The organism is Mesorhizobium sp. HAY1-8B, from assembly GCF_056868045.1.
In genome coordinates this window covers 600,399-624,038 of record NZ_CP200321.1, presented here as the reverse complement: position 1 = coordinate 624,038, position 23,640 = coordinate 600,399, and the positions used below count along the sequence as shown (strand labels likewise).

The window sequence follows — 23,640 nt, the reverse complement described above, 5'->3', positions numbered from 1 at the left end:
GGTCGCCAGACGCGATCTAGACGACAAAGAAATCCTCGATGCGCTCACTGGCTCCAAGCAGCGCCGGCAGGATTTCCCGTTCCATCTCGGCGACGGTGAACCGCGCCGACTGGGTCGAGACATTGATCGCCGCGACCGTGCGTTTCGCCCGGTCGCGGATCGGCACGGCAATGGAGCGCAGGCCGAGCTCCAGCTCCTCGTCGACGATGGCGAAGCCGTCCGCCTTCGCCTTGCCAATGGCGCCGGCCAGCGCACGCTTATCGGTGATGGTCTTTGGCGTTCGCCTCTCGATGGTTGCCTGGCCGAGAAATGTTTCCAATTCCCCTGATGCCAGGCCGGCAAGCAGGATCCGCCCCATCGACGTGCAATAGGCCGGCAGCCTCGTGCCAACATCGAGCGAGACGCTGAGGATACGGCGGCCGGGAATGCGGGCGACATAGACGACATCCTCGCCCGACAGGATCGCGGCCGAGCAAGCCTCGTTCAGTTGTGCCGCCACGGCCCGCATGATGGGGACGGCAAAGCTCCACAGGGAGGCGCCGCCGAGCCAGGTGCGGGCGACCGTCAGCAGACGGGGCGACAGCGAAAACACGCGGCCGGCCTGTGTGGCATAGCCTGTGGCAACCAAGGTCAGCAGGAAGCGGCGGGCGCCAGCGCGGGTCAGGTCCGCCTCCTCGGCCATTTCGGTCAGCGTCATGCCGGCCGGATGCCGGGCCAGGATTTCCATGACGGCAAGGCCGCGTTCGAGCGAGCCGACATGATCGCGGGAAGGGGGCTCTTCGTTCATCTCGCCTCCGCGCAAGGGTGCTGTCGCCAGGATTGACTCCGTGCCCTTAATCGGACTAGAAGTATCGCATATAAAACATATGTTCGCAATACGAACTTTTTAGATTGGAGCCCTGGCGATGGTCAAGTTCCTGCCGCTCAAGCAGGCCGTTGCGGAGAATTTGAACAATGGCGATACCGTCGCCTTCGAGGGCTTCACCCATCTGATCCCGACAGCCGCCGCGCATGAGGCGATCCGCCAGGGATTTCGCGACCTGACCCTGATCCGCATGACGCCAGACCTGATCTACGACCAGATGATCGGCATGGGCATGGCGAAGAAGATCGTCTTCTCCTATGTCGGCAATCCCGGCGTTGGCCTTCTGCGGCGGGCGCGTGACGCCATCGAGAACGGTTTCCCCCGTTCGATCGAGGTCGAGGAGCACAGCCATGCCGGCATGGCCAATGCCTATGAGGCGGGAGCGGCCGGCCTGCCCTGCGCGGTGTTCCGTGGCTATCGCGGCGCAGGCCTCGCGGCGGTCAACCCGAACATAAAGTCGGTCACTTGTCCGTTCACCGGCGAGGTTCTGGCGGCGGTGCCTTCGATCCGTCCCGACGTCACCTTCATCCATGCGCAGAAGGCCGACAAGAAAGGCAATGTGCTGGTCGAGGGCATTATCGGCATCCAGAAGGAAGCGGTGCTGGCGGCCAAACGCGCCGTGGTGACCGTGGAGGAAGTGGTCGACAATTTCGACGATCTCCATCCCAATTTGACGGTGCTGCCGCGCTGGACGATCGCGGCGATCTCCGTCGTGCCCGGCGGATCGCACCCGTCCTACGCGCATGGCTATTACGCGCGCGACAACGCCGCCTATCTGGAGTGGGACGAGATCGCCGCCGACCGTGAGAAATTCCAGGCCTGGATGCAGGCAAACGTCATCGAGAAGAGCGCCGGCGACTTCGCCGGACGTGTCGAGCATCTGAGGAAAGCGGCATGAGCGGGACAGGCTTCACCCCCAACGAGATGATGACCATTGCCGCCAGCCGCGCGTTGAAGAACGACGATGTCTGCTTCGTCGGCATCGGTGCGCCGTCCGCCGCCTGCAATGTGGCGCGACTGACGCATGCGCCCGACATCACGCTGATCTATGAGAGCGGCACGATCGGCACCGCGCCTGATGTGCTGCCGTTGTCGATTGGCGATGGCGAATTGTGCGAAACAGCTGTCACCACCGTCGCGGTGCCGGAAATGTTCCGCTATTGGCTGCAGGGCGGCCGCATCTCGATCGGTTTCCTCGGTGCGGCGCAGCTCGACAAGTTCGGCAACATCAACACCACGGTCATCGGCGATTATTTCCATCCCAAGACCAGGCTGCCCGGCGGTGGCGGCGCGCCGGAGATCGCGACCTCATCGAAGGAAATCTACATCACCATGGCGCAGACCAAGCGCGGCATGGTCGAAAAGATCGACTTCTTCACGTCCTTCGGCCATGGCGAGGGCGGCGACCATCGCAAGCGGCTGGGCATCGACACATCAGGCCCGACCTTGCTGATCACCGATCTCGCCATCTGGAAGCCGGACCCGGTGACCAAGGAATTCACCGTCGTGTCGCTACACCCCGGCGTCACCCGCCAGCAGGTGCAGGAAAGCTGTGGCTGGGTCGTTAAGTTCGCCGAGGCGCTTGACGAAACACCGGCGCCAAGCGAACTCGAACTCAATACATTGCGCGACCTGCAGGCCCGCACCAGGGCGGCGCATGAGGGAACCGGAAAAGCAAAGGCTGCATGACATGGCCGAGGCCTATATCTGCGACTACATCCGCACGCCGATCGGCCGCTTCGGCGGGTCGCTGTCTTCCGTGCGTGCTGACGACCTCGGCGCCGTCCCGCTGAAGGCGCTGGTCGAGCGCCATTCCGGCATCGACTGGCAGGCGGTCGACGACATTGTCTATGGCTGCGCCAACCAGGCCGGCGAGGACAACCGCAACGTCGCGCGCATGGCGCTGCTGCTGGCAGGCCTGCCGAAGGAGATCCCGGGTTCGACCGTCAACCGGCTGTGCGGGTCGGGCATGGACGCGCTGACCATCGCCGCCCGCGCCATCAAGGCCGGGGAGGCCGAACTGATGATCGCCGGCGGCGTGGAATCGATGAGCCGGGCGCCCTTCGTCATGCCCAAGGCCGACACGGCCTTTTCGCGCAATGCCGAGATTTACGACACCACCATCGGCTGGCGCTTCGTCAATCCGCTGATGAAAAAGCAGTACGGGGTCGATTCGATGCCCGAAACCGGCGAGAACGTCGCCGAGGATTTTGCCGTTTCGCGCGCGGACCAGGACGCCTTTGCCGTGCGCAGCCAGGACAAGGCCGTCGCCGCGCAGGCCAATGGAAGGCTGGCCAAGGAGATCACGCCGGTGACGATCCCGCAGCGCAAGGGCGATGCCGTCGTCGTCTCGAAGGACGAGCATCCCCGTGCCGGCACCACGGTCGAGACATTGGCCAAGTTGCCGACGCCGTTCCGTCAGGGCGGCACGGTGACGGCTGGCAATGCCTCCGGAGTCAATGATGGGGCGGCCGCACTGATCGTTGCCTCGGAAGCAGCAGCGCACAAATACGGCCTGACGCCGATCGCCCGCATCCTCGGCGGGGCCGCGGCCGGCGTTGCGCCGCGTATCATGGGCATCGGCCCGGCACCGGCGACGCAGAAACTGTGCGCGCGGCTCGGCCTGACGCCGCAACAATTCGATGTCATCGAGCTCAACGAAGCCTTTGCCTCGCAAGGCATCGCCGTGCTGCGCCAGCTCGGCATTGCCGAGGATGCCGACCACGTCAACCCGAATGGCGGCGCCATCGCGCTTGGCCATCCCTTGGGCATGTCGGGCGCGCGCATTTCCGGCACGGCGGCGCTGGAGCTGCGCGAACGCGGCGGTCGCTATGCGCTGGCCACCATGTGCATCGGTGTCGGCCAGGGCATCGCCATCGCGCTCGAAAGGGTCTGATCGCGCGATCCCTTGGCTTGCCGAAATCATGGTCCGATTCGGCGCGTCGCCAAATTTGACCATGTGGACAAAAGCCCAGGCTCGTTCCATAGTTCCCCGCGCATGACCCCGAAAATCGAAATCGATTTTCGGAAAGGATCATGCGCAGAACTAAGAGCTACAGCGTCCTCTGCACGTCCGAGGGACGCGCGGCGCTGTAGGCTGATTTTTAGAACAGCCGGCTCGACACGGCTGTCGAACAGAGGGGACTGCAATGGAAAACCGGAAGACCAAATTCCAATCGACACGCGAAGGGATTTCGCGACGCAACGTGCTGGAGCTCGGCGCGCTTGGCCTGGCAGCGGCGATGCTGCCGGGCGCCGCTTTCGCCAAGGACAAGAAGCTGAAAGTGGCGGCGATCTTCGCCACGCCGATCGAGGAGCCGTGGGACAACCAGATCCATGTCGCTCTGCAGAAGGCCGAGAAGGAACTCGGCATCGAATACAAATGGTCGGAAAAGGTGCAGACCGCCGATTTCAGCCGCGTCATGCGCGAATATGCGCAAGGCGGTTACCAGCTGGTGCTGGGCGATGCCTTCGCCGCCGAGCGCGAGTCGCGCCGCACGGCCAAGCAGTTCCCCGAGACGGCCTGGCTGTTCGGCTCGGGTGCCGGTCCGGCGGAGCCCAATTTCGGCGTCTTCGACAACTGGATCCATGAGCCGGCCTATCTCTCGGGCATGATCGCCGGCAAGATGTCGAAGTCGGGCACCGTCGGCGCCGTGGCGGCGATGGGCATTCCGGAAGTGAACCGGCTGGTCAACGCCTTCTTCGCCGGCGCCAAGGAGGTCAACCCGAACGTCAAGAAGAAGGTCGCCTTCATCGGCTCCTTCTTCGATCCGCCAAAGGCCAAGGAAGCCGCGGTGGCGCAGATCGATGCCGGCGTCGACGTCATCTATGCCGAGCGCTTCGGTGTCATCGAGGCGGCGGTCGAGAAGAAAATCCTCGCCATCTCCAACATGTCGGACCAGTCGAGCCTCGGCCCCGACACGGTCATCACCGGGCCGGTCTGGGATATGTACCCCACGGTCGAGCAGGCGATCAAACTGGTCAAGGCCGGCGTCTACACCGCGCAGGACTATGGCGATTTCTCGCGCATGGCCAAGGGCGGCTCCTATCTCGCCCCGTACCATAAGTTCGACAAGACGCTGCCTGCTGATGTCAAGGACCTGGTCGAGAAGAAGAAGGCCGAGATTCTTGAGGGCAACTTCCGGGTGGATGTCGACGAGAACACGCCGGTTTCGGATTGATCTTCCACCCTCCCCCTTTTGGAGGTGAGCAGCCGGTTCGCCGCAGGCGAATTCATCGTGCCGGTGGCACGATGAAAGGCTGCGTAGCAGCGGGGACCCGGCAAGTTGTCGCCGAACCCTTCGCTGGCTCAGGGCGTTCGAACTCGAAAAGCCAAGCAATTGGCTTTTCGTCCACTGCGCGGACCGCTTCTCACCCCCACAAGGGGGAGGGTGAAGCAGAGCCATTTCTCCTCAGGAGTCCCCTTGCCCGCCCCACTCATCGAAATGCGCGGCATTACCAAGAGCTTCGGCGCCGTCAAGGCGAACGAAGCCGTCGACCTCAGTGTCGCGCCGGGTGAGATCCTCGGCCTGCTGGGCGAGAACGGCGCCGGCAAGACGACGCTGATGAACGTGCTGTTCGGCGCTTACGCGCCGGACGCCGGCGAAATCCTGATCCAGGGCCAGCCAGTGAGGATCACCAGTTCGGCTGACGCACTGGCCGCCGGCATCGGCATGGTGCACCAGCATTTTCATCTGGCGCCACGGCTGACGGTCCTGGAAAATCTGCTCATCGGTATCCCGGGCAAATCGGGGCGGATCGATCGCGCCGGCGGGCTGGCGCGGTTGGCCGAAATCAGCCGCCAGCACGGGCTGACGCTTGATCCCGATCTGCCGGTTTCGGCGCTCTCGGTCGGCGAACAGCAGCGGCTGGAGATCGTCAAGGCGCTGTTTCGCGGCGCCAAGCTCTTGATCCTCGACGAGCCGACGGCGGTGCTCGCGCCAAGCGAGGTCGACGGATTGTTTTCAGCGCTGCGCTCGATGGCGGCACAGGGCCTCGGCATCATCTTCATCTCGCACAAGCTCAACGAGGTGCGGGCGCTCACCCATCGTTGCACTGTGCTGCGGCATGGCCGTGTCGCGGGCCGCGTCGACGATCCGGCCAACACCACGTCGGCGGCGATGGCACAACTGATGTGCGGCCACGAAATCGTGCCGCCAGCAAGGGGCGCGTCGACGCCCGGTGCCGATGTGTTGACGCTCGACGGCATTTCCACCTCGCGTCATTCCGGCACCGTGCTGCGCGATGTGTCGCTTGCCGTTCGCGCCGGTGAAATCCTCGGTATCGCCGGCGTGTCGGGCAATGGCCAGCGGGCACTGGCAGAGGTGATCTCCGGCGTGCGCGCACCCGATGCCGGCCGGATGACGATTGCCGGCCAGAAGGTCACCCGGTTCTCGCCGCGCGAGGTGCAGGCGCTTGGCCTCGGCCGCATCCCGGAAGACCGCATGACGACCGGCCTGGTCACCAATCTGCCGCTCGCCGATTCCATGGTGCTGCCGCGCATCGGCACCGCCGCGTTTTCAGCCAAGGGCCTGCTCAAGCCGGACGCGATCCGCGCCTTCGCCGAAGCGCAGATCAAGGCCTATGATATCAGATGCCCCGGGCCGATGACCCGGGCCGGGGCGCTGTCCGGCGGCAATCTGCAAAAGGCGCTCTTGGCGCGCGAGCTCGCCTTCGATCCGAAGGTGCTGATCGTTTCCCAGCCGACGCGCGGCCTCGACATCGGCGCCGCCCGCTTCATCCACGAAAAATTCCTCGACATGCGGACCAAGGGCTGCGGCATCATCGTCATCGGCGAGGATCTCGAAGAGCTGCTCGTGCTCTGCGACCGCATCGCGGTGATGTATGAAGGCCGCATCGTCGGCACGCTCGACAGCGCCGATGCGACGATCGCGCGGCTCGGCCTGATGATGACCGGGGCGGAGGGCCACGGCTGATGTTTCGCCTGGAAGTCCGCACCTCCACGCCCGCCTGGTTCAATCTGGCGCTACCGCTGCTGGCGATCGGCGCCACGCTTGTCCTGTGCAGCGGCCTCATCGCGCTGGCCGGCGCCGGCGTGCTCGAATCCTACGGCGTGATGTTCACGGCTTCGCTCGGCGACAGCTATGCGATCACCGAAACGCTGGTGCGCGCCGCACCGATGATCTTCACCGGGCTGGCGGTCGCCGTCGCCTTCCGCGCCAAATTCTGGAACATCGGTGCTGAAGGGCAATTGCTGGCCGGCGCGGTCGCCAGCTGCTTCGTCGGCGCGATCCCGATGCCGGGGCCGCTCGCCATGCTGCTGATGGCCATCGCCGGAGCCGCAGCCGGAGCAGCCGTCGCCCTTGTTCCCGCCACGCTGCGGGTCAAGTTCAAGGTTGACGATGTGGTCAGCTCGCTGCTGCTCAATTCGGTCATCTACTATGCCCTGATGGCGCTGATCGAAGGGCCGTGGAAGGATAGCTTCAGCGGCTATCCGATCTCGCCGCCGATCGAGGATTCGGCCAACTTTCCGGTGCTGATCGAAGGCACACGCCTGCATCTCGGCGTCGTGGCGGCGCTGATCGCCGCACCTTTGATCTGGTTCCTTATCGCGCGCACGACGCTTGGTTTCAGGATCAGGGTCACCGGCGAAAATCCGGAAGCCGCACGCTATGGCGGCATCCACGTCGAACGCGTGCTGCTGTCGACCGCGCTGCTGTCCGGTGCGCTGGCGGGGCTTGCCGGCGTCGGCGAAGTCGGCGGCGTGCATTTCCAGGTGATGAGCGACATCTCGCCGGGCTACGGCTATTCCGGCATCGTCGTCGCCATGCTGGCGCGGCTCAACCCGCTGGGCGTGGTGCCGGCGGCAGTCTTCCTGGCCGCCGTGATGACCGGCGCCGAGGCGATGTCGCGGGCAACCGGCGTGCCGGCCTTCCTCAGCGACGTCATCCAGGGGACAGCGCTGCTCGCCATGCTGGTGGCGCTGCTGTTCACCGCCTATCGCATCCGCCGCGTGGGAACAGCCTCATGAGCGCGGTGTTCGAACAGATCTTCCAGGTCGGCTTCCTGGCCGCCATCATCCGCATCGCCACGCCGCTGGCCTTTGCCACGCTGGGCGAGATGTTTTCCGAGCGGGCCGGCGTGCTCAATCTCGGCATCGAAGGCATCATGCTGCTCTGCGCGATGACCGGCTTCACCGCCACCAGCCTGAGCGGCAGCCTGTGGCTGGGCGTGCTTGCGGCGGTGCTGACCGGCATGCTGATGGGCGCGCTGCATGCGCTGTTCACGGTGGCGCTTGGCCTCAGCCAGCATGTCTGCGGCATTGGCGTGACGCTGTTCTCATCGGGCCTCGCCTATTTCCTCTACCGGCTGATCTTCGGCCAGCAATCGGTGCCGCCAAGCATCAAGGGTTTCCAGACATTGCCGATCCCTGTTCTCTCCGACATTCCGGTGCTCGGACCGGCGGTGTTCAACCAGTTCGCGCTGGTCTACATGGCGATCATTGCCATACCGCTTGCCGCCTTCGTGCTCTATCGCACGCCCTGGGGCCTGTCGGTGCGCATGGTCGGCGAGAACCCGCGCGCGGCCGATTCGGCCGGCGTCAGCGTCATTGCGACGCGTTTCCAGGCCGTCATCATCGGCGGTGCGCTGATGGGACTGGCGGGCGCCTTCCTGTCGATGGCGCAGTTCAACGCCTTCACCTTCGGCGTCGTCTCCGGGCGTGGCTGGGTGGCGATCGCGCTGGTCGTGTTCGGCCGCTGGGACCCGTGGCGCTCGGCGGGTGCCGCGCTGCTGTTCGCCTTCGTCGATGCGCTGCAGCTGCGCATGCAGGCGAGCGGACTCGGGCACATACCCTACGAGGCGTTCCTGATGCTGCCGTTTATCTTCACCATTGTCGCGATGGCCTTCATGTCGCGCAACGCGGTGGCGCCGTCGGCGCTGCTCAAGCCGTTTCGAAGGGAAGAGCGGTAGAGGGCTTGCAGCTCATCCGGCGAGACCTTCAGCGTTCCCGCTGCCCCTCATTGCCCTGCCGGGCATTTCTCCCCGCATAGTGACGGGGAGAAAGGTCGCGGTCGTCGACGGTTTCGCCAATTTTCAGCATTGCGGATTGGGCGCCGGCGTTGCGGCCAGCCCCCTTCTCCCCGTTCACGGGGAGAAGATGCCGGCAGGCAGATGAGGGGCAGCGCCAACCTCAGCGGAAAGCCTCACATTGCCGTAAAGCCATTATCGACGAACAGATGCGCGCCGTTGACGAAGCTGGCCTCGTCACTGGCGAGATACAGCGCTGCCTTCGCCACTTCCTCAGGTTCGCCGATGCGGCCCTGCTGCGCGGCGAGTGCCGCATCGGAAACGTCGACGCCAAGCTTGCCGAGGTCGGCGACCTCGCGCAGGCCGTGCGGCGTCCTGATGAAGCCAGGGCAGACGGCGTTGCAGCGGATGTTGCGGTCACGGAACTCGACGGCAATGGCGCGGGCGAACATGTGGCAGGCGCCCTTGGTGGTGTCGTAGAGCACCTCCATCGGCGTCGCCGCCACCGCCGAGATCGACGAGGTGCAGACGATCGAACCGCCGCCGGCGGCGATCATGCCGGGCAGCACGGCGCGTGTCATCAGGAACATGGAGCGGACATTGACGGCATGCAGCCAGTCCCATTCCTGCACGGTCGTCTCCAGGAACGGCTTTATCACGATGGTGCCGGCATGGTTGAACAGCACCGTGACCGGCCCGAGTTTCTCCGTCGCGCCCTTCACCGCCGCTTCGACCTGGGCTTCGTCGGATACGTCGGCGACAAAATGCTCGGCTATGTGTCCGCGAGCACGAATCGTCGCCGCCGTTGCCGCGGCCGCCTCGCCATTGCGGTCGATGATCGCCACCTTGGCGCCTTCCGCCGCGAACAGCTCCGAGGCCGCCCCACCCATTCCCGTCGCGCCGCCCGAGATAATGGCGACCTTGCCGGCCAGTCTTGTGCCCATTGTCTACTCCCCTGTTCGACCCATTTTGCGCTTGCCTGTTGAGTGATGCTACCGCGCCCCGCATCGGGCGGCCAATGGACGAAGTGGGTGCAGCGGAAACAAGGACATAGGTCCATTCGAGCGTGCCTGGGAACAATTCCAATGGCCGCCATCGACCGCATGACAGGTTGATCCCAGAAATTCATAACCAACCTACGGCCTGAAATGAGAAAATTATTCTGCCTATGGCTCAAAAATAGCAATCGACAAAGTCTACAAGTTTTATAGATTAACGGGCGAGACGGAGGTCGATATGTCCTATATCCAGAACGCTCAGACTGACAGCAGCGGCCAGAGGCTGGCCAATGCCCAGACCTTTCGCCCGGCCTATGCCGGAGCTTTCGCCTATCTCGTCTTTGCCCTTGCGTTCGTGTTCACCGGGGCCGTCGTTCTGGGCCTCATTCCCTAAGGCGTCGGACCGACAGGGGTTAGTTTCCCCACTGTCTTCAGGCAATCGGAGTTGAATGAACCGGATCCCGGTGCGTTTGCGCGCGGCCGTGGTTCGCATTTCACAGCATCCATGATTCCAGCGATGGAGGAGATGACAATGCCGATCGAATTCACCCATGTCCCCGGCAAGCCCGCTGACGCCGCCGTTCCCTTCTTCTACGATTTCGCCGAGACCGCGACCAAGCTCGGGCTGATCGAGGATAGCGGTTTCCAGAAGATCGTCGTCGATGATCCGGCCGGACTGCTGACCAATATGGATCTTGGTGCCCAGGTGCTCAATCGCACCGCGTCGCTGGAAGTGGTGCTGACCCATTGGGCCGGCGTGATCGAACCGACGGTGGCGGCCCGCCAACTGGCATCGATCGACAGGGAGAGCGGCGGACGGCTGGCGCTTCGGATGATCAGCGAGCCGTTGAACGACGATGACGCCGAGACGCGGCCGGTCGGACATGGCGTGATCTGGCAGCGCATCGACGAATATCTGGTGCTTTTGAAGCGGCTGTGGTCGAACGACCGGCCCTTCGACCATGAAGGCGCCTTCTACAGCATCAAGAGCGGCTATATCGAGCGCAAGGGGCCGCATGGCGCCCACCCTGTCATCCGCATGGGCGGGCAATCGGGAACGGCACTGAAGGTGGCCGGACGACATGCCGATGTCTTCGAACTGGCGCCGGGCTCGATTGATGAGGTCCGGCAGTTGATGGAGCGGGTGCGCGGTGCCGCCGCCGAACACGGCCGGGCCGGCAAGCTGCGCTTCGCGCTTCCGGTCAGGATCCACCAAGGCGCTTTCACCGCCGGCTACAAGGCGGTCGACCTGTCCAGCCCGCCTGCTCAAGCCGCCCTGTCGCTGCTTGCCTATGCCGGGCTCGGGATCGACGAATTCATGATCGTTGGCGTCGACACGCCGCGTGAGATCGCGACGGTTGGCAGGGAGACCATCGCCTTGCTGCGCAATTCCCTGGCACGCCGCGAAGAACATGATGCTTTCCAGCCGGGGGCCTATGCGCCACGCGCAGGGCTGGAGACACGGGCTGCCGGCTGAAGCCGATCAATCGTTTGTTGCGCCCCGCCTGTCGCCAAGCCGCGACAGGCCCTCGATGACGGCGGCTGAATCGGCCAACACCCCGAAGACGCCGTCCTCGACCGTCACCATGTGAAGCGCTGCCTCATGGGCTTGCCTGTCGCCGCTGGCGCAGGCGTCCGAGATCGTCAGGCACTGAAAATTGCGGTCGCAGGCTTCGCGCAGCGTGGTGTGGACGCAGACGTCGGTCGTGCATCCGGAAAACATCAGATGCGTGATGCCTTGCGCGCGCAGCACAAGCTCGAAATCCGTATAGGTGAAGGCGCTGTTGCAGGTCTTGTCGACGATGATGTCATCAGGCGCGACATCGATCTCCGGAACGATCTGGAATCCCGCGCCCGAGCGCAGCAGGATGTCGGTTCCGTCGAGACCGGAGCGCTTGCGGCGCCATTTCTCGTAGGGCGTCATGTCGGCCATATCAGCCCGATAACCCTGCCTGGTGTGGATGACCTTGACGCCGGCTTTGCGCGCGGCCGATATCAGCCGATTCACGGCCGGCAGGATCGCCCGCAGCGGCGAGGGGTCATATCCCTGCTTGGCGAAATAGCCCGTCGTCGACAGGAAATCCTGCTGCAGGTCGATGACGACAAGCGCTGTGTTTTCGGCCACCAGCCTGCCGTCATAAGGGAAGTCGAAGGGCGTTGCCTTGATCATCCGAAGGTGCCTCCTTACCGATCGTGAGAGCCATCCTGACTGGCGAAGTTCAAGTCGTCCACTCAGCTCGCCGCTCTGACGCGAAGTGGCAGGATGTTGGGGCGGTCATGCTGCCGCTGGGTATGTATCGCTGCCACGACCTGTTGCAGTCATCTTAAATGTTGACTAGTAAGGTCATGTTTCATAGTCAACCGGACGTTGGACTGCCGAGGCCAGAAATTGGAAATGCGGGTGGCCGCACTGGAGACACCATGACCGTGGCTGGAGCTGAGACCGCCTTTCATATCGACGCGGTGCGGTTTGCCGTCGGCGAGCGGACGCTGCTTGGCGCTGGCTCGCTCGAACTGCAACGCTCGCGCGTCCACGGGCTGATCGGTCACAACGGTTCGGGCAAGTCGACGCTGATCAAGCTGCTGACGCGCGGCACGCCAGGCGAAATCATGCGGGGCGATGTGCTGAGAGGCATTTTCGGCGTGGAGACGGGCGTGTTCGCGCACCCGGGCACCGGACAACCCGCCGGCTATGTGCAGTGACGAGATTTGATGCGGTGGCGCAATAGGAAGCGGCTGGTCGCTGCGAGAACAAGGAAGAAGCTGTTGTCTAGAACGCGTTTGTTGGCGGCGTTGGTCGCATCGGTGATCCTGGCAGGCGGCGGCGCCGTGGCCCAGGAGCAACCGGCCGGTACTGCTCCCGCGGCCGAGGCCCCTGCCTCTCCCGCCGCACCGGCCACAATGGCGCCCGCGCAGCAAGTTGGCCAGCCGGCTACGTCGGCGCCTGCCGGGGCCGCGCCGACGGGGGCCATGGAGCTGAACCTGCCGCACGATTTGTCGCCATGGGGCATGTTCATGGCCGCCGACATCATCGTGAAGGCGGTGATGATCGGGCTGGCCTTTGCCTCGCTCGTCACCTGGACGATATGGCTGGCCAAATCGCTGGAGATTTTCGGTGGCAAGCTTCGTATCCGCCGTGCGGTGCGCGCGATCGGCGATGCCGCGACGCTGAAGCAAGCCAGCCGCGCGCTCGACCGCAGCGGCGGTCCCGGGGCGCTTCTGGTCAAGGCGGCGGAAGAAGAGACCGCGCTTTCGGCCGGCGCGCTCGACCATGTCGGCGGCGACGGATTGAAGGAACGCGTCACCTCGCGCCTGTCGCGCATCGAGGCGGCGGCGTCGCGGCGCATGTCGCGCGGCACCGGCGTGTTGGCGACGATCGGTTCCACCGCGCCGTTCGTCGGCCTGTTCGGCACCGTCTGGGGCATCATGAATGCCTTCATCGGCATCTCGCAGGCGCAGACCACCGATCTCGCCGTGGTCGCGCCGGGCATCGCCGAAGCGCTGCTCGCCACCGCGATGGGTCTTGTCGCGGCAATTCCGGCGGTGGTGATCTACAACGTCTTCGCCCGCTCGATAGCCGGCTACCGGCAGATCCTCGCCGACGCCTCGGCGGGCGTCGAACGGCTGGTCAGCCGCGACCTGGATTTCCGTGCCGTCTCGCCGGCGACAGCCCTGGCGGCGGCGTAGCGGGCGACGCCATGGGAAGCAGAATCCGACAGACCATGGACGACGATCTCGAGGAGAGCCACGAGATCAACGTCACACCCTTCATCGATGTCATCCTGGTGCTGCTGATCATCTTCATGGTCGCCGCGCCGCTCGCGACGGTGGACGTCAATGTCGACCTGCCGGGGTCGACGGCGACGCCCGCGCCCCGGCCCGAAACGCCGCTGTTCCTGACCTTGAAGGACGATCTCACGCTGGCGATCGGCAATGACACCGTGCCGCGCCCGGCCTTCGCGGCCACGCTGGACAGCAGGACCAAGGGCGACAAGCAGACGCGCATCTTCCTGCGCGCCGACAAGGCGGTCGCCTATGGCGACCTGATGGAGGCCATGAACCTGCTGCGTGGCGCCGGCTATCTGAAGATCGCGCTGGTCGGCCTGGAGACGGCGACCGCTGCTGCACCGGCACCCGCGGGAGCTCCCGCGCCATGACGCAGTCCGCCACCTTGCCCACGGTGCAACTGTCGCGCTTCGGCTGGCGCGATCTTGGTCTTTGGGCGGGGGCGGCGACGCTTATCCTTGGGGCCCATGTCGCGGTCGCCTATGCCGTGCAGACCTTCAGCATGGTCAATGAAACGGATGGCGGTCCACCACCGGCCCCGGTGATCGAGATGGCACCGATGACGGTGATGCCGGCCGTGGAGGAAGACGTCGCGGCACTGGACGCAGTGATGCCTGACCAGAGCGAGCCAACGCCAACACCGACGACGGAGCCAACGCCTGAACAGGTCGAGAAGGCGGAACCGGTTACCGAACAGCCGGAAGCGGTCGCGCCCGACGAGACCGAGCCCACCCAGACCGAAAAGACGGAGCAGGTCGATCAGCCACCACTGGACGAGGCGATCCCGGACATTGTCGAGGCTGTCGCCCCGGATGTAGTCATTCCGTTGCCGCAGGCGAAGCCAGCCGAAACGCCGAAGCAAAAGAAACCGGTCGAGGCCAAGGCCAAAAAGCCTGTCGACAAGCCCAAACCGAAGAAGGAAAAGACGGCACCGCCCAAGACGGTGACCGCCGCCAGCGCCGATGCCAAGCCAGCGGCCAAGACAGCCGCGCCGAAGTCGGCGGAAGCGACAGGGCGATCCGGCGACTCCAGCAAATGGGATTCAAAACTGCGCTCATGGATCAATCGGCACACGCGCTATCCGAGTGCGGCGAGAGCCCTACGCGCAGAAGGCAGTGCCTACGTCACGTTCACAGTCGACTCATCCGGCCGGGTTCTGTCCGCCAGGCTGACCCGCTCCTCAGGCAATGCCGACCTGGATCGGGCGGCAATTTCCGTGCTCCAGGGTGCTACCGTGCCGGCACCTCCGCCTGAGCTTGGCGGGCGCCAAAGCCGCACGGCGCCGTTCGTCTTCAACCTGCGCAATTAGCGCGCGTCCTGGGGCGAAACGGTGGTGCGATGGACCCTCGCGCGACAGCGACCGATCAGCAGCTCATCGACTGGCAGAGCGCTTCGACCTGCTCCAGGTAGAAGCGGCATTTCGTGCGCAGGAGCCGGAGGTTCGGATCGTCGGCGCCGTTGATCTCGATGGTTTGCATCATGAAATCGAAATGGATGTGAAAGGCGTCCGCCGCGCCCCAGAGGCTGTCGGCCTGCCAGGTGTCGGCCATCGCCATGGAGATCAGTTGCCGGGCCTCGACGCGCGCGGCATCCGGTGATGCCGGTCGACTGGCGATCAGGACATGGAGCCGGCCGAAGACGCTTTCCCTGGCGTCGGCGCTCCTGATGGGTGCGATCATGTTCATTGGCGGGCGCCCCTCGATTCTCTAGGCATGAATGTCAATTCTGCGGGCCGCGGGCGATCAAGGCGGGGATCGCGGCGGTATCGGACGGCCGACCCCTGATGATCTTGGCAAGCTCTGCGTCGGCCTGCTCGAACCAGTAGACCATGTCGGGACGCTCAAGGCCGCCAGCTGCCTTCTTCAGGAGCGGCAGCAGGGTTTGCAGCGCACACAGTGTCTCCCACCGGTTCGGCTGAGAGCCCACCGGCGAGCACAGGGTTGACGGTTGCATCCCCTACGCTCTCCGTGGCTGAGCGTGTTCCTTTACATTCGGCCTGGAATGCATCGGGTTGCCGCTGAGCTGCGCATGCCTTGCCGGCCGCGCGCCGCGCAGGACGTCGAAGGCTTCGGCATAGGCCATGCCCAGCAGATAGGAGATCATGGGAAAACGGCTTGCTTCGGCCATCTGCACCAGCTCGTTGGTCATCGACGCGATATATTGAAGGCTATCGATCTCTGACTGCCGTAGGGAATGATTTGCCACGTGTTGCTCCTGTTATCGCATAAGAACTCGGGGAACGCATACTGGTTAAATATAATAAGTCGGCTAATTAATAGACTGGCCCGCCGGATACGGGCTTGGTTCCGGGATCGAGAGGGTCAACGCATAAACAGGTGCGTCCGTGAGGCGGTCGAGGCCAAGGAGACGCTTGATCGCCGAATGGCTCAGCGCTGCCGTAGGGCAGGCCGACAAGCCATGTCTGGTTGCCGCCAACATCATGTTCTGGCCGATATGGCCGGCCTCGATCAGCACGACACGATAGGCGTTGGGATCCTCATATTTCCACATGGTGCGGTCGAGCCTGGCGCAGAGCAGGATCAGGCATGGCATGGTATCAGCCCATTCCTGCCTGCCGACCAGTTCGGAGATCTTCGGCAGATGGTTGGCAGGGATCCTGCCGAGATCGTGATCGGCGGCGGAATAATGATAGACGCCGGGTTGCAGACCCTCGACACCAAGTGCGACCACATAGGCCTCATAAGGATTCCGCGCGCCGCCAGAAGGTGTCATGCCCAGCGGCAGGGCGCCAACGCAGTTGCTGGTCTCGCCGGTAATGCCCATGCCCGCGAACAGGCAATCGGAGAGCTGCCGCGCGGTGATGGTGGGCGCGGCCGCGGTGCGGTTGGTGCGGCGCCGCGCCATCAGGCTCAGCAGTTCATTGTCTTCGAGTGCGTTCGGCAGCCGGATGGCGCCGACGGCGTTCTTGAGCATGAGGTCGGGCTGCGCGACATGACCGGCGCGTTCGATCTGGCGGGCCTCGGCCTGTTCGATGGTCATGAATTCTGAGTCCTGGACGCAGAAATGCATCAGCGCGGTCGGAATGCCCCAGCTCCACTGTCCGGAGAACTGTGTTTCCTGTTCGGCCAGTGGCGAGCCGGCGGTGACCAGGGCGGAAAAATCAAGCAATTGCGGCACGACGGCATTGAGGTCGGATTTCGACCATCCGTGGGCGCGTGCAATCTCCGCCGTGGAGGCCCATTCGTCCCAGGACGCAAGAAGACCGATCACCTCGGGGCTGCATTCGAAGACGCTTCTGGTCAGGAAATTGCAGGCCGTGACCTTGTTGGTCCCGGGATAGAAAACAAGCGTTTTTGAAGAGCGCATTTTCATGATGCTGAATGCCGTTTTGTGAATGTGACGCGCCGACGGGCGAACATCCCGTCGGCGCCGAACGACTTCAGCGCTTGTTGTAGTGCATGCCCTGCGAGAAGAAGACGGTCTGCGTGCCCGCGGCAACCGTCAGCTTCGGGGCATTGCTCACTTTCTTGGCCATTTTTCGTCCCTTTCCCGACCCCCAAATGGGATCTGTTGAAAGATCCCCACCGTGGGATCCGCGAGAAGAAAGGTAAGGTCGAAAGAGTTAATGGTTTGTTAAAACCGTAGTAAAAGGCGCGCGATCTAAAATATCTTTCTTCGTGTTAAAGTTTAAAAAATCGATTTTTCTCGGATAAAGAGTAGGGCTACGCCAGCATACGCTCTTTCGAGGTATTCTTATTCTTATTTAGCGTAAATTGGGTGCGCGAGATCAGCCCTGCCCGTCCCGGGTGAGGCTGACGACCAACGGATCGATGCCCGGATCGTCAAGCTTGACGACATGCGCCATGCGGATCGCATGCCGTGGCCGGATGCCGGACATGTCCTGCCGCATGATGACCGATACGAATGCCGGCCCGGCCTCGGTCAGGAGCATGGCCTTGCCGATCAGAACCGGTTCGGAGATCGGCGCCCATTGCACGGAGATCAGTGAGGGCTCGCCGGTCTGGCGACGGTTGATGCCGCTGAAATAGATCCAGTTCAGGCGAGAGATCGCCACGCCATAGTGATTGCCGCGCGCCCGCGCCCATATCGAGCCACGGCGCTCCGACCACCCGGTGACCCGGCGGAATGTGACCAGTTCGGCCTCGCGACGCACGAAGGTTACCGACCGCACCAACAGGTCGGAACGGGTCGGGATCGAAAAATAGGTGAAATAGGTGCCTCCCGCGATCGATGGGGCGGGCGGGCGGATCATCTGCTTGAACAGGCTTTCCGAAATCGGCGGCAGGCCGGTGGCCATGGGCTCGGGAATGCCCGGGTCGCGATACAGTTCGGCTTCATCGATGCGGAAGTAGTCGCAGATCAGTTTGGCAGTGGCCTTGTTCGGAACGGTCTGCCCTTGCAGGTAACGTTCGAACTGCGTGCGGTTGATACCCAACTCGCGGCAAACCGCGCTTACGGAGGCATGGTCCTTGCAGAGCCGTCTGAGATTTGCAGCGAGATTCTCGCGAATGGACACGTCTTTGCTTTCGCGGGCGAATTCTTCATTCCGACTCGGAATCCATATAGCGCCTTCGGTCGCCCCCGCCGAAACGCCTTGTCGCAACTCACAGAAAAAACTGATTTGAGAACAGCAGTCTAATGGGGAGGCTTTCAAAAAAAATAGCGCAATCCGACAACGGTCATCGCCATAAGTCCAATTGACAATCTGTCTTGCCTCGAACCCAGCCAAATCGCCTATGGCTTTTTTCGGGGGCTTTGGCGCGCGGAACGTCGCATCGCCTTGCATCGCATGGGCTTGCGCCCTGGCGGCGCGCCAAAAACCGGAGAAGCGATTATTCCGATGGTGGAGCTGAGGAGGATCGAACTCCTGACCTCGTCATTGCGAACGACGCGCTCTCCCAGCTGAGCTACAGCCCCGTCCAACGGATGGCGCATTTATCGGGCGCGGCGGATTTCTGTCAAGGCGGCGTTTTGCCGAATCCTCGTTGGCCGGCGCGGCGGCTGCCGGCCCTTGCCGGTTTCGCGTGCAATGGCTACATGTCGGCAACAATTGGAGACCGGCATGCTCGCCCTCATTCAAACCATCGTCATGGCGCTCGACCTCTACTGGTGGATCATCATCGCCTCGGCGATCTTTTCCTGGCTCTATGCCTTCAACGTCGTCAATTCGCGCAACCAGTTCGTCGGCAGCATCGGCAACATGCTCTATCGGCTGACCGAGCCGGCCCTGCGGCCGATCCGCCGCTTCATGCCCGACCTTGGCGGCATCGACATCTCGCCGATCATCCTGCTGTTGATCCTGTTCTTCGTCAGGCAGTTCATTCTCACCACGGTAGCCCCGCTGGTGCTGTGATCCCGACAATCGCATGAGCGCGCCCCTGCGCATCCGCGAGAACGGCATCGAACTGTTCGTCCGGCTGACGCCAAAATCTTCCATGGACAGGTTGGAAGGCGTCGAAACATCGGCGGACGGGCGAAGCCATTTGAAGGCGCGGGTCCGCGCCGTGCCGGAAAACGGCGCCGCCAATCAGGCGCTGGAAAAGCTGGTCGCCAAGACGCTGGGAGTGCCGACATCGGCCGTTTCGGTCGTCGCCGGCGGCACGGCACGGCTCAAGACGCTGCGCATAGCGGGTGATCCAGGGGCGCTGGCGCAGCGTGTCGAAGCGCTCGGCTGATCCGCAATCCAGTGCTGTGGCACTTCCGAACTGACTGTCGGCGGGACAGCGCCCCCCTTCGTCCTGCCGGACATCTCCCCCGCAAGGGAGGAGATTGGCCGCTTCGGCGCCTGCCCTCAATCGCCAAGCGGCAGCCTTGGGTCGTCGACCTTCAGCGTGTTCACGCTTTGCTTGATGCGGCGCAAATTCTCCAGCACCCTGGGGCCGCGCGCCTCCGCGACCGATGTCACGATCATGTCCACGATCGCCAGCAGCGCGTAGCGCGACGATGTGGGCTTGTAGATGTTGCCATCCTCGAGCGGCTGCAGGTGGATGACCGTATCGGCCGCCTTGGCCAGCGTCGAATCGGGCGCGGTGACGGCCACCGTGGTGGCACCATATTGCTGCGCGACCTGCACCGCCTCGATGACCGAGCGCGCATAGCCGGACACTGAAAAGGCGACCAGCGTGGTTTCCGGCGTGGCAACGGCGGCGTACATGCGCTGCAACTGGCCGTCGATCTGGGCCAGCACCGGCAGGCCGAGCCGGAACAGCCGGTTCTGCATTTCGGTCGCCATCATCGAGGAGATGCCGCCGGAGCCGATGCACAGCACATTGCCTGACGTCGCAAGCCGCTCGGCGACAGCGACCAGCGTCGTCATGTCGAGGTTCTCGCTGGCGCGCTGGATGGCCGATATCGCGGCCTCGGTGATGGCGGAGGCGATGCGCTGCTCGCGGGCGTCGCGGCTCAGCGGCTCGGGCGACAGATACTGGCCGCCGATGGCGATGGCCTGCGCCAGGTAGAATTTGAAGTCGCGCAGCCCCTCGCAGCCGAGATTGCGGCAGAAGCGGGTTACCGTAGGCTCGCTGACGCCGACGCGCGCGGCAATCTCGGAGATCGCGGCCTTGGAGGCGAAATCGAGATCGGACAGCACGAGGCCAGCCAGCCGGCGATCCGACTTGGTGCCGTCCTGCGACATCAGCTGCAGCCGCGTGATGATGTCGGCCGGCGTCTTCATGCCCGTGTTTTCGTCTTCATGTTGGTACTTCTCGTTTCACAGCGGCAGGCCTGTCGCCTTGTTGAACAGATGGATGTTGCCAGGATCAACCGAGACCGGCAGCAGGTCGCCCGGCCTGACCGGCACCCTGTCGCGGAACACGGCACGCACCGTATCGGCGCCGATGACGCCATAGACGTGGGTTTCAGAGCCGGTCGGCTCGACGACATCCACCTTGAGCGCCATGGCGTCGGCGGTTTCACCGATGATGAAATGCTCGGGTCGGATGCCGGCCTCCACGGCGCTGCCCGCCGGCACCGCCTTGCCGGCAAGCGCCAGCCGGCCGCCGCCGGCCGATTCGAACCATGTCTTCTCAGGCGTCGCCTTCAGAGCCCCCGACACAAAGCTCATCGACGGCGAGCCGAGGAAGCCGGCGACGAACTTGTTGGCCGGCCTGTCATAGAGCTCGAGCGGCGCTCCGACCTGCTGGATCCGGCCACGGTCCATCACCACGATGCGGTCGGCCATGGTCATGGCCTCGATCTGGTCATGCGTGACGTAGACGATCGTCGACTTCAGCCGCTGGTGCAGCGCCTTGATCTCGGTGCGCATCTGCACGCGCAATTGGGCGTCGAGGTTGGACAGGGGTTCGTCGAACAGGAACACCGACGGTTCGCGCACGATGGCGCGACCCATGGCGACGCGCTGGCGCTGGCCGCCCGACAATTGCCGGGGATAGCGATCGAGATAGGAGAACAGGTTGAGGACGCCCGAGGCCTTCTTGACCTTCTGGTCGATGGCCGCGCGGGTCTCGCCGCGGATCTTCGGGCCGAAGCCGATATTGTCCGAGGCTTTCAGATGCGGGAACAGCGCATAGGACTGAAACACCATGGCGATGTTGCGCTGCTGTGGCGGCAGGTCGTTGGCGCGCACGCCGCCGATCAGGAGATCGCCTGACGTGATCGTCTCCAGCCCGGCCAGCATGCGCAGCAAGGTCGACTTGCCGCAGCCGGACGGGCCGACCAGCACCACGAATTCGCCGCTCTTGATGTCGAGGCCGATGTCCTCGAGGATCCTGTGCTGGCCGAAGGATTTCGACAGGTTGCGAAACAGGACGTCGGTCATGGTCACGCTCCCAATATGTCGTCGATGAACGGCAGGCAGCCGGCGGTCAGCCCCGCATCCACGGGCATCACCACGCCTGTTACGCCCGAGGCGCGGTCCGACGCAAGGAAAGCCACGGCTTCGGCCACTTCCGAGGCATTGACGATGCGGCCGAGCGGGTAAAGCCGCTGCAACTTGCCCAGGATTTCCGGATCCTTGGCCAGGCGATGATCCCAGGCGGCGGTGCGGATCGATCCCGGGCAGACGACATTGGCGCGCACGCCGCTGCGGCCAAGCTCGACCGCGATCGATTTGGCATAGGCGTTGATGCCGGCCTTTGCGGCCGCATAGGCCGGATTGCCGAAATGCGCGATGGCGTTGACGGAAGAGATGAAGACGACGCTGCCTGAGCCGCGCGCGGCCATCGCCTTGGCAATAGGATCGGCGAAGGTCATGACCCCGGTCAGATTGAGGTCGAGTTCATGCTCGATGTTGTCGGCGTTGAGCGCGGAGATCGTCTCGGCACGCGTCCAGCCGGCATTGTTGATCAGGATGTCGGGCACGCCGTCTTTGTCCAGCACAGCGGCGATCCCCGCCTCGATCGAAGCCCGGTCGAGAAGGTTGAAGACATGGCGCGAGGCAAGCCGCGGGCTTGCCAGCGCCTCCTCGGACTGGTCACAGCCGACCACCCGCGCGCCCCTCCCGGCCAGCAGTGCGACGATGGCCGAGCCAAGGCCGCCGCCGGCACCGGTGACGACAACAGTGCGGCCTGCGAATTCGGCTTTCGAAACCACGGCGCTTGTTCCTCCCGCAGGTCAGGCAGATGCCGGCAGGCTAAAGAAAGGAATGTAATTAAGCAACATGATAATCCGCTTGCATGGCGCGAATTCATCGATAATGTAGGAAAGTCACATAAATCTTGTGCCAGCTATCGGCATAGGGAGCGCAAATGCGCGAAACAAATGGGAGAGATCGGATGAGCCTAGCCAAATGGACTGCCGGCCTGACGGCCGGAATGAGCATGCTGGCCTTCGCGGCGCAGGCGACCGCGGGTGAGGTGCGCGTCACCGTCGCCGAATACAGTGCCAAGACCGGCCCCTATTTCGAGGAAGTGAAGAAGGAGTTCGAGGCAAAGAACCCCGGCATCACCGTCAAGTTCGAAGTCGTGCCGTGGGATGTGCTCCTGCAGAAGCTGACCACCGACATCACCGCCGGCACCAATGCGGATCTGTCCATCATCGGCACGCGCTGGCTGATCGACTTCGTCCAGCAGGATGTCGCCGAGCCGCTCGACGGCTACATCACGCCCGAATTCAAGGGCCGTTTCATCGATACCTTCCTGTCGCCCTCGATCATGAACGGCAAGACCTACGGCCTGCCGATCGCGGCGTCTGCCCGCGCCATGTATTACAACAAGGAGCTGTTCGAGAAGGCCGGCATCGCCAAGCCGCCGGCAACCTGGACCGAGTTGCAGGACGATGCCCGCAAGATCAAGGCGCTGGGGTCCGGTACTTTCGGGTTCGGCCTGCAGGGCAAGGAGATCGAGACCGACGTCTATTACTACTACGCCATGTGGTCGCAGGGCACCGAGATCCTCAACAAGGACGGCACGTCGGGCCTCGGCACGCCGGGCGCGCTCGAAGCCGCCAAGCTCTACAAGTCGATGATCGACGAAGGCCTGACCGAGCCCGGCGTCACCTCCAACAACCGCGAGGATGTGCAGAACCTGTTCAAGCAGGGCAAGGTCGGCATGATGATCACCGCGCCATTCCTGTCCAACCAGATCAAGGACGAGGCACCGACTCTGAAATATGGCGTCGCCGCCATTCCGGCCGGCCCGACCGGGGCGCGCGGCACTTATGGCGTCACCGATTCCATGATCATGTTCAAGAACTCCAAGAACAAGGATGAGGCCTGGAAGCTGATGGACTTCCTGTTCACCACGGAGCAGCGCGCCAAGTTCACGCAAGGCGAAGGCTTCCTGCCGGTGAACAAGGAAGAGGCCAAGATGGATTACTACGTCAACAATGCCGACCTCGCCGCCTTCACAGCGCTTTTGCCCGACGCCCGCTTCGCGCCGGTCATCCCGGGCTGGGAAGAGGTTGCCCAGATCACGTCCGATGCCATGCAGAAGATCTATCTCGGTGGCGACCCCGAGGCAGGCCTGAAGGACGCGGCGGCCAAGGCCAATGCAGTGTTGAAGAAATAGCGGCCGTGCTCAAGAAATAGGGCGTATCTCCCTGCGCCCGTGGCGCGCCTCAGAT

General features: G+C 63.7%; 26 protein-coding genes, 1 tRNA gene and 1 pseudogene. 16 read left to right on the top strand and 12 right to left on the bottom strand.

The annotated features are described in order from the left end of the window. Nucleotides 1-16 precede the first annotated feature (16 nt). Nucleotides 17-787, bottom strand: coding sequence for an IclR family transcriptional regulator domain-containing protein (locus tag AC1VON_RS03100; RefSeq protein WP_483120366.1), 771 nt, complete (start codon nt 785-787; stop codon nt 17-19). Between the two features lie 118 nt (nt 788-905). On the opposite strand from AC1VON_RS03100, the gene AC1VON_RS03095 reads away from it, so the two are divergent. The 7 genes from AC1VON_RS03095 to AC1VON_RS03065 all read left to right on the top strand — a co-directional run bounded on the left by AC1VON_RS03095 (nt 906) and on the right by AC1VON_RS03065 (nt 8,797). Then, nucleotides 906-1,763, top strand: a complete 858-nt coding sequence (locus tag AC1VON_RS03095; protein WP_483120365.1) for a CoA transferase subunit A — start codon at nt 906-908, stop codon at nt 1,761-1,763. Next, a complete protein-coding gene (locus AC1VON_RS03090; protein WP_172347976.1) occupies nt 1,760-2,554 on the top strand; it encodes a CoA-transferase subunit beta in 795 nt (264 codons plus the stop codon). The genes AC1VON_RS03095 and AC1VON_RS03090 overlap by 4 nt, the downstream gene beginning before the upstream one ends. Before the next feature lies 1 nt (nt 2,555). Beyond that, nucleotides 2,556-3,761 (top strand): 3-oxoadipyl-CoA thiolase, encoded by a 1,206-nt coding sequence (pcaF, locus tag AC1VON_RS03085; protein ID WP_483126261.1) that lies wholly within the window; start codon nt 2,556-2,558, stop codon nt 3,759-3,761. Nucleotides 3,762-4,014: 253 nt separating this feature from the next. Then, complete coding sequence (locus AC1VON_RS03080) at nt 4,015-5,046, top strand: BMP family protein (RefSeq protein ID WP_483120364.1); 1,032 nt, start codon at nt 4,015-4,017, stop codon at nt 5,044-5,046. 243 nt (nt 5,047-5,289) lie between these two features. Further along, on the top strand, nt 5,290-6,801 hold the full coding sequence (locus AC1VON_RS03075; RefSeq protein ID WP_483120363.1) for an ABC transporter ATP-binding protein: 1,512 nt from the start codon (nt 5,290-5,292) through the stop codon (nt 6,799-6,801). After that, the gene (locus AC1VON_RS03070; RefSeq protein ID WP_483120362.1) at nt 6,801-7,856 is read left to right on the top strand and encodes an ABC transporter permease; all 1,056 of its coding nucleotides are present in this window, start codon (nt 6,801-6,803) and stop codon (nt 7,854-7,856) included. The genes AC1VON_RS03075 and AC1VON_RS03070 overlap by 1 nt, the downstream gene beginning before the upstream one ends. Further along, on the top strand, nt 7,853-8,797 hold the full coding sequence (locus AC1VON_RS03065) for an ABC transporter permease (RefSeq protein WP_172347980.1): 945 nt from the start codon (nt 7,853-7,855) through the stop codon (nt 8,795-8,797). The genes AC1VON_RS03070 and AC1VON_RS03065 overlap by 4 nt, the downstream gene beginning before the upstream one ends. A gap of 233 nt (nt 8,798-9,030) precedes the next feature. Here AC1VON_RS03065 and AC1VON_RS03060 read toward each other — a convergent pair whose 3' ends face one another. Further along, nucleotides 9,031-9,798, bottom strand: a complete 768-nt coding sequence (locus tag AC1VON_RS03060) for an SDR family NAD(P)-dependent oxidoreductase (RefSeq protein WP_172347981.1) — start codon at nt 9,796-9,798, stop codon at nt 9,031-9,033. A 292-nt stretch (nt 9,799-10,090) separates the two neighbouring features. Between AC1VON_RS03060 and AC1VON_RS03055 the strand changes: the two genes are divergently transcribed. Next, complete coding sequence (locus AC1VON_RS03055; protein WP_010912229.1) at nt 10,091-10,246, top strand: hypothetical protein; 156 nt, start codon at nt 10,091-10,093, stop codon at nt 10,244-10,246. A gap of 138 nt (nt 10,247-10,384) precedes the next feature. Beyond that, entirely contained in the window at nt 10,385-11,329 is a 945-nt protein-coding gene (locus AC1VON_RS03050; protein ID WP_483120361.1) for an LLM class flavin-dependent oxidoreductase, read from the top strand. Nucleotides 11,330-11,335: 6 nt separating this feature from the next. Here the strand turns inward: AC1VON_RS03050 and AC1VON_RS03045 are convergent, their stop codons facing one another. Further along, entirely contained in the window at nt 11,336-12,022 is a 687-nt protein-coding gene (locus AC1VON_RS03045) for a cysteine hydrolase family protein (RefSeq protein ID WP_483120360.1), read from the bottom strand. Nucleotides 12,023-12,273: 251 nt separating this feature from the next. Here AC1VON_RS03045 and AC1VON_RS03040 point away from each other — a divergent pair. From AC1VON_RS03040 to AC1VON_RS03025, 4 genes and pseudogenes are all read left to right on the top strand, one after another. Continuing rightward, a pseudogene (locus tag AC1VON_RS03040) lies at nt 12,274-12,453 on the top strand (ATP-binding cassette domain-containing protein); the annotation flags it as partial. A 165-nt stretch (nt 12,454-12,618) separates the two neighbouring features. Then, nucleotides 12,619-13,539 (top strand): tonB-system energizer ExbB, encoded by a 921-nt coding sequence (gene exbB, locus AC1VON_RS03035; protein WP_483120359.1) that lies wholly within the window; start codon nt 12,619-12,621, stop codon nt 13,537-13,539. Between the two features lie 11 nt (nt 13,540-13,550). Then, a complete protein-coding gene (gene exbD / locus AC1VON_RS03030; RefSeq protein WP_483120358.1) occupies nt 13,551-14,009 on the top strand; it encodes a TonB system transport protein ExbD in 459 nt (152 codons plus the stop codon). Continuing rightward, nucleotides 14,006-14,947 carry a TonB family protein gene (locus AC1VON_RS03025; RefSeq protein ID WP_483120357.1) on the top strand — a complete coding sequence of 314 codons (942 nt, stop codon included), beginning with the start codon at nt 14,006-14,008 and terminating at the stop codon, nt 14,945-14,947. Before exbD ends, AC1VON_RS03025 begins: the two co-directional genes overlap by 4 nt. 55 nt (nt 14,948-15,002) lie before the next feature. Here AC1VON_RS03025 and AC1VON_RS03020 read toward each other — a convergent pair whose 3' ends face one another. The 6 genes from AC1VON_RS03020 to AC1VON_RS02995 all read right to left on the bottom strand — a co-directional run bounded on the left by AC1VON_RS03020 (nt 15,003) and on the right by AC1VON_RS02995 (nt 18,537). Further along, nucleotides 15,003-15,323, bottom strand: a complete 321-nt coding sequence (locus AC1VON_RS03020; RefSeq protein ID WP_483120356.1) for a hypothetical protein — start codon at nt 15,321-15,323, stop codon at nt 15,003-15,005. Nucleotides 15,324-15,357: 34 nt separating this feature from the next. Next, nucleotides 15,358-15,591, bottom strand: a complete 234-nt coding sequence (locus AC1VON_RS03015) for a hypothetical protein (protein ID WP_483120355.1) — start codon at nt 15,589-15,591, stop codon at nt 15,358-15,360. Nucleotides 15,592-15,594: 3 nt separating this feature from the next. Next, nucleotides 15,595-15,843: a hypothetical protein gene (locus AC1VON_RS03010; protein ID WP_172347991.1), complete on the bottom strand. Its 249-nt coding sequence runs from the start codon at nt 15,841-15,843 to the stop codon at nt 15,595-15,597. A 63-nt stretch (nt 15,844-15,906) separates the two neighbouring features. Continuing rightward, a complete protein-coding gene (locus AC1VON_RS03005; protein WP_483120354.1) occupies nt 15,907-16,965 on the bottom strand; it encodes a SagB/ThcOx family dehydrogenase in 1,059 nt (352 codons plus the stop codon). 421 nt (nt 16,966-17,386) lie between these two features. Then, complete coding sequence (locus AC1VON_RS03000) at nt 17,387-18,136, bottom strand: helix-turn-helix domain-containing protein (protein ID WP_483126260.1); 750 nt, start codon at nt 18,134-18,136, stop codon at nt 17,387-17,389. Nucleotides 18,137-18,461: 325 nt separating this feature from the next. Further along, nucleotides 18,462-18,537: transfer RNA gene (locus AC1VON_RS02995), tRNA-Ala, on the bottom strand. Between the two features lie 145 nt (nt 18,538-18,682). Here AC1VON_RS02995 and AC1VON_RS02990 point away from each other — a divergent pair. Both AC1VON_RS02990 and AC1VON_RS02985 read left to right on the top strand, forming a co-directional pair. Next, complete coding sequence (locus tag AC1VON_RS02990; protein WP_027047523.1) at nt 18,683-18,973, top strand: YggT family protein; 291 nt, start codon at nt 18,683-18,685, stop codon at nt 18,971-18,973. A gap of 13 nt (nt 18,974-18,986) precedes the next feature. Continuing rightward, nucleotides 18,987-19,295: a DUF167 domain-containing protein gene (locus tag AC1VON_RS02985; RefSeq protein WP_172347993.1), complete on the top strand. Its 309-nt coding sequence runs from the start codon at nt 18,987-18,989 to the stop codon at nt 19,293-19,295. A 116-nt stretch (nt 19,296-19,411) separates the two neighbouring features. Here AC1VON_RS02985 and AC1VON_RS02980 read toward each other — a convergent pair whose 3' ends face one another. From AC1VON_RS02980 to AC1VON_RS02970, 3 genes are read right to left on the bottom strand one after another with little or no spacing between them, the layout of a single operon-like run. Then, nucleotides 19,412-20,293, bottom strand: coding sequence for a MurR/RpiR family transcriptional regulator (locus AC1VON_RS02980; RefSeq protein ID WP_483120353.1), 882 nt, complete (start codon nt 20,291-20,293; stop codon nt 19,412-19,414). A gap of 36 nt (nt 20,294-20,329) precedes the next feature. Further along, nucleotides 20,330-21,397 (bottom strand): ABC transporter ATP-binding protein, encoded by a 1,068-nt coding sequence (locus AC1VON_RS02975; protein ID WP_483120352.1) that lies wholly within the window; start codon nt 21,395-21,397, stop codon nt 20,330-20,332. 2 nt (nt 21,398-21,399) lie between these two features. Next, nucleotides 21,400-22,170: an SDR family NAD(P)-dependent oxidoreductase gene (locus AC1VON_RS02970; protein ID WP_172347996.1), complete on the bottom strand. Its 771-nt coding sequence runs from the start codon at nt 22,168-22,170 to the stop codon at nt 21,400-21,402. A 182-nt stretch (nt 22,171-22,352) separates the two neighbouring features. Between AC1VON_RS02970 and AC1VON_RS02965 the strand changes: the two genes are divergently transcribed. Further along, nucleotides 22,353-23,585: an ABC transporter substrate-binding protein gene (locus AC1VON_RS02965; protein ID WP_483120351.1), complete on the top strand. Its 1,233-nt coding sequence runs from the start codon at nt 22,353-22,355 to the stop codon at nt 23,583-23,585. The last annotated feature ends 55 nt before the right edge of the window (nt 23,586-23,640 follow it).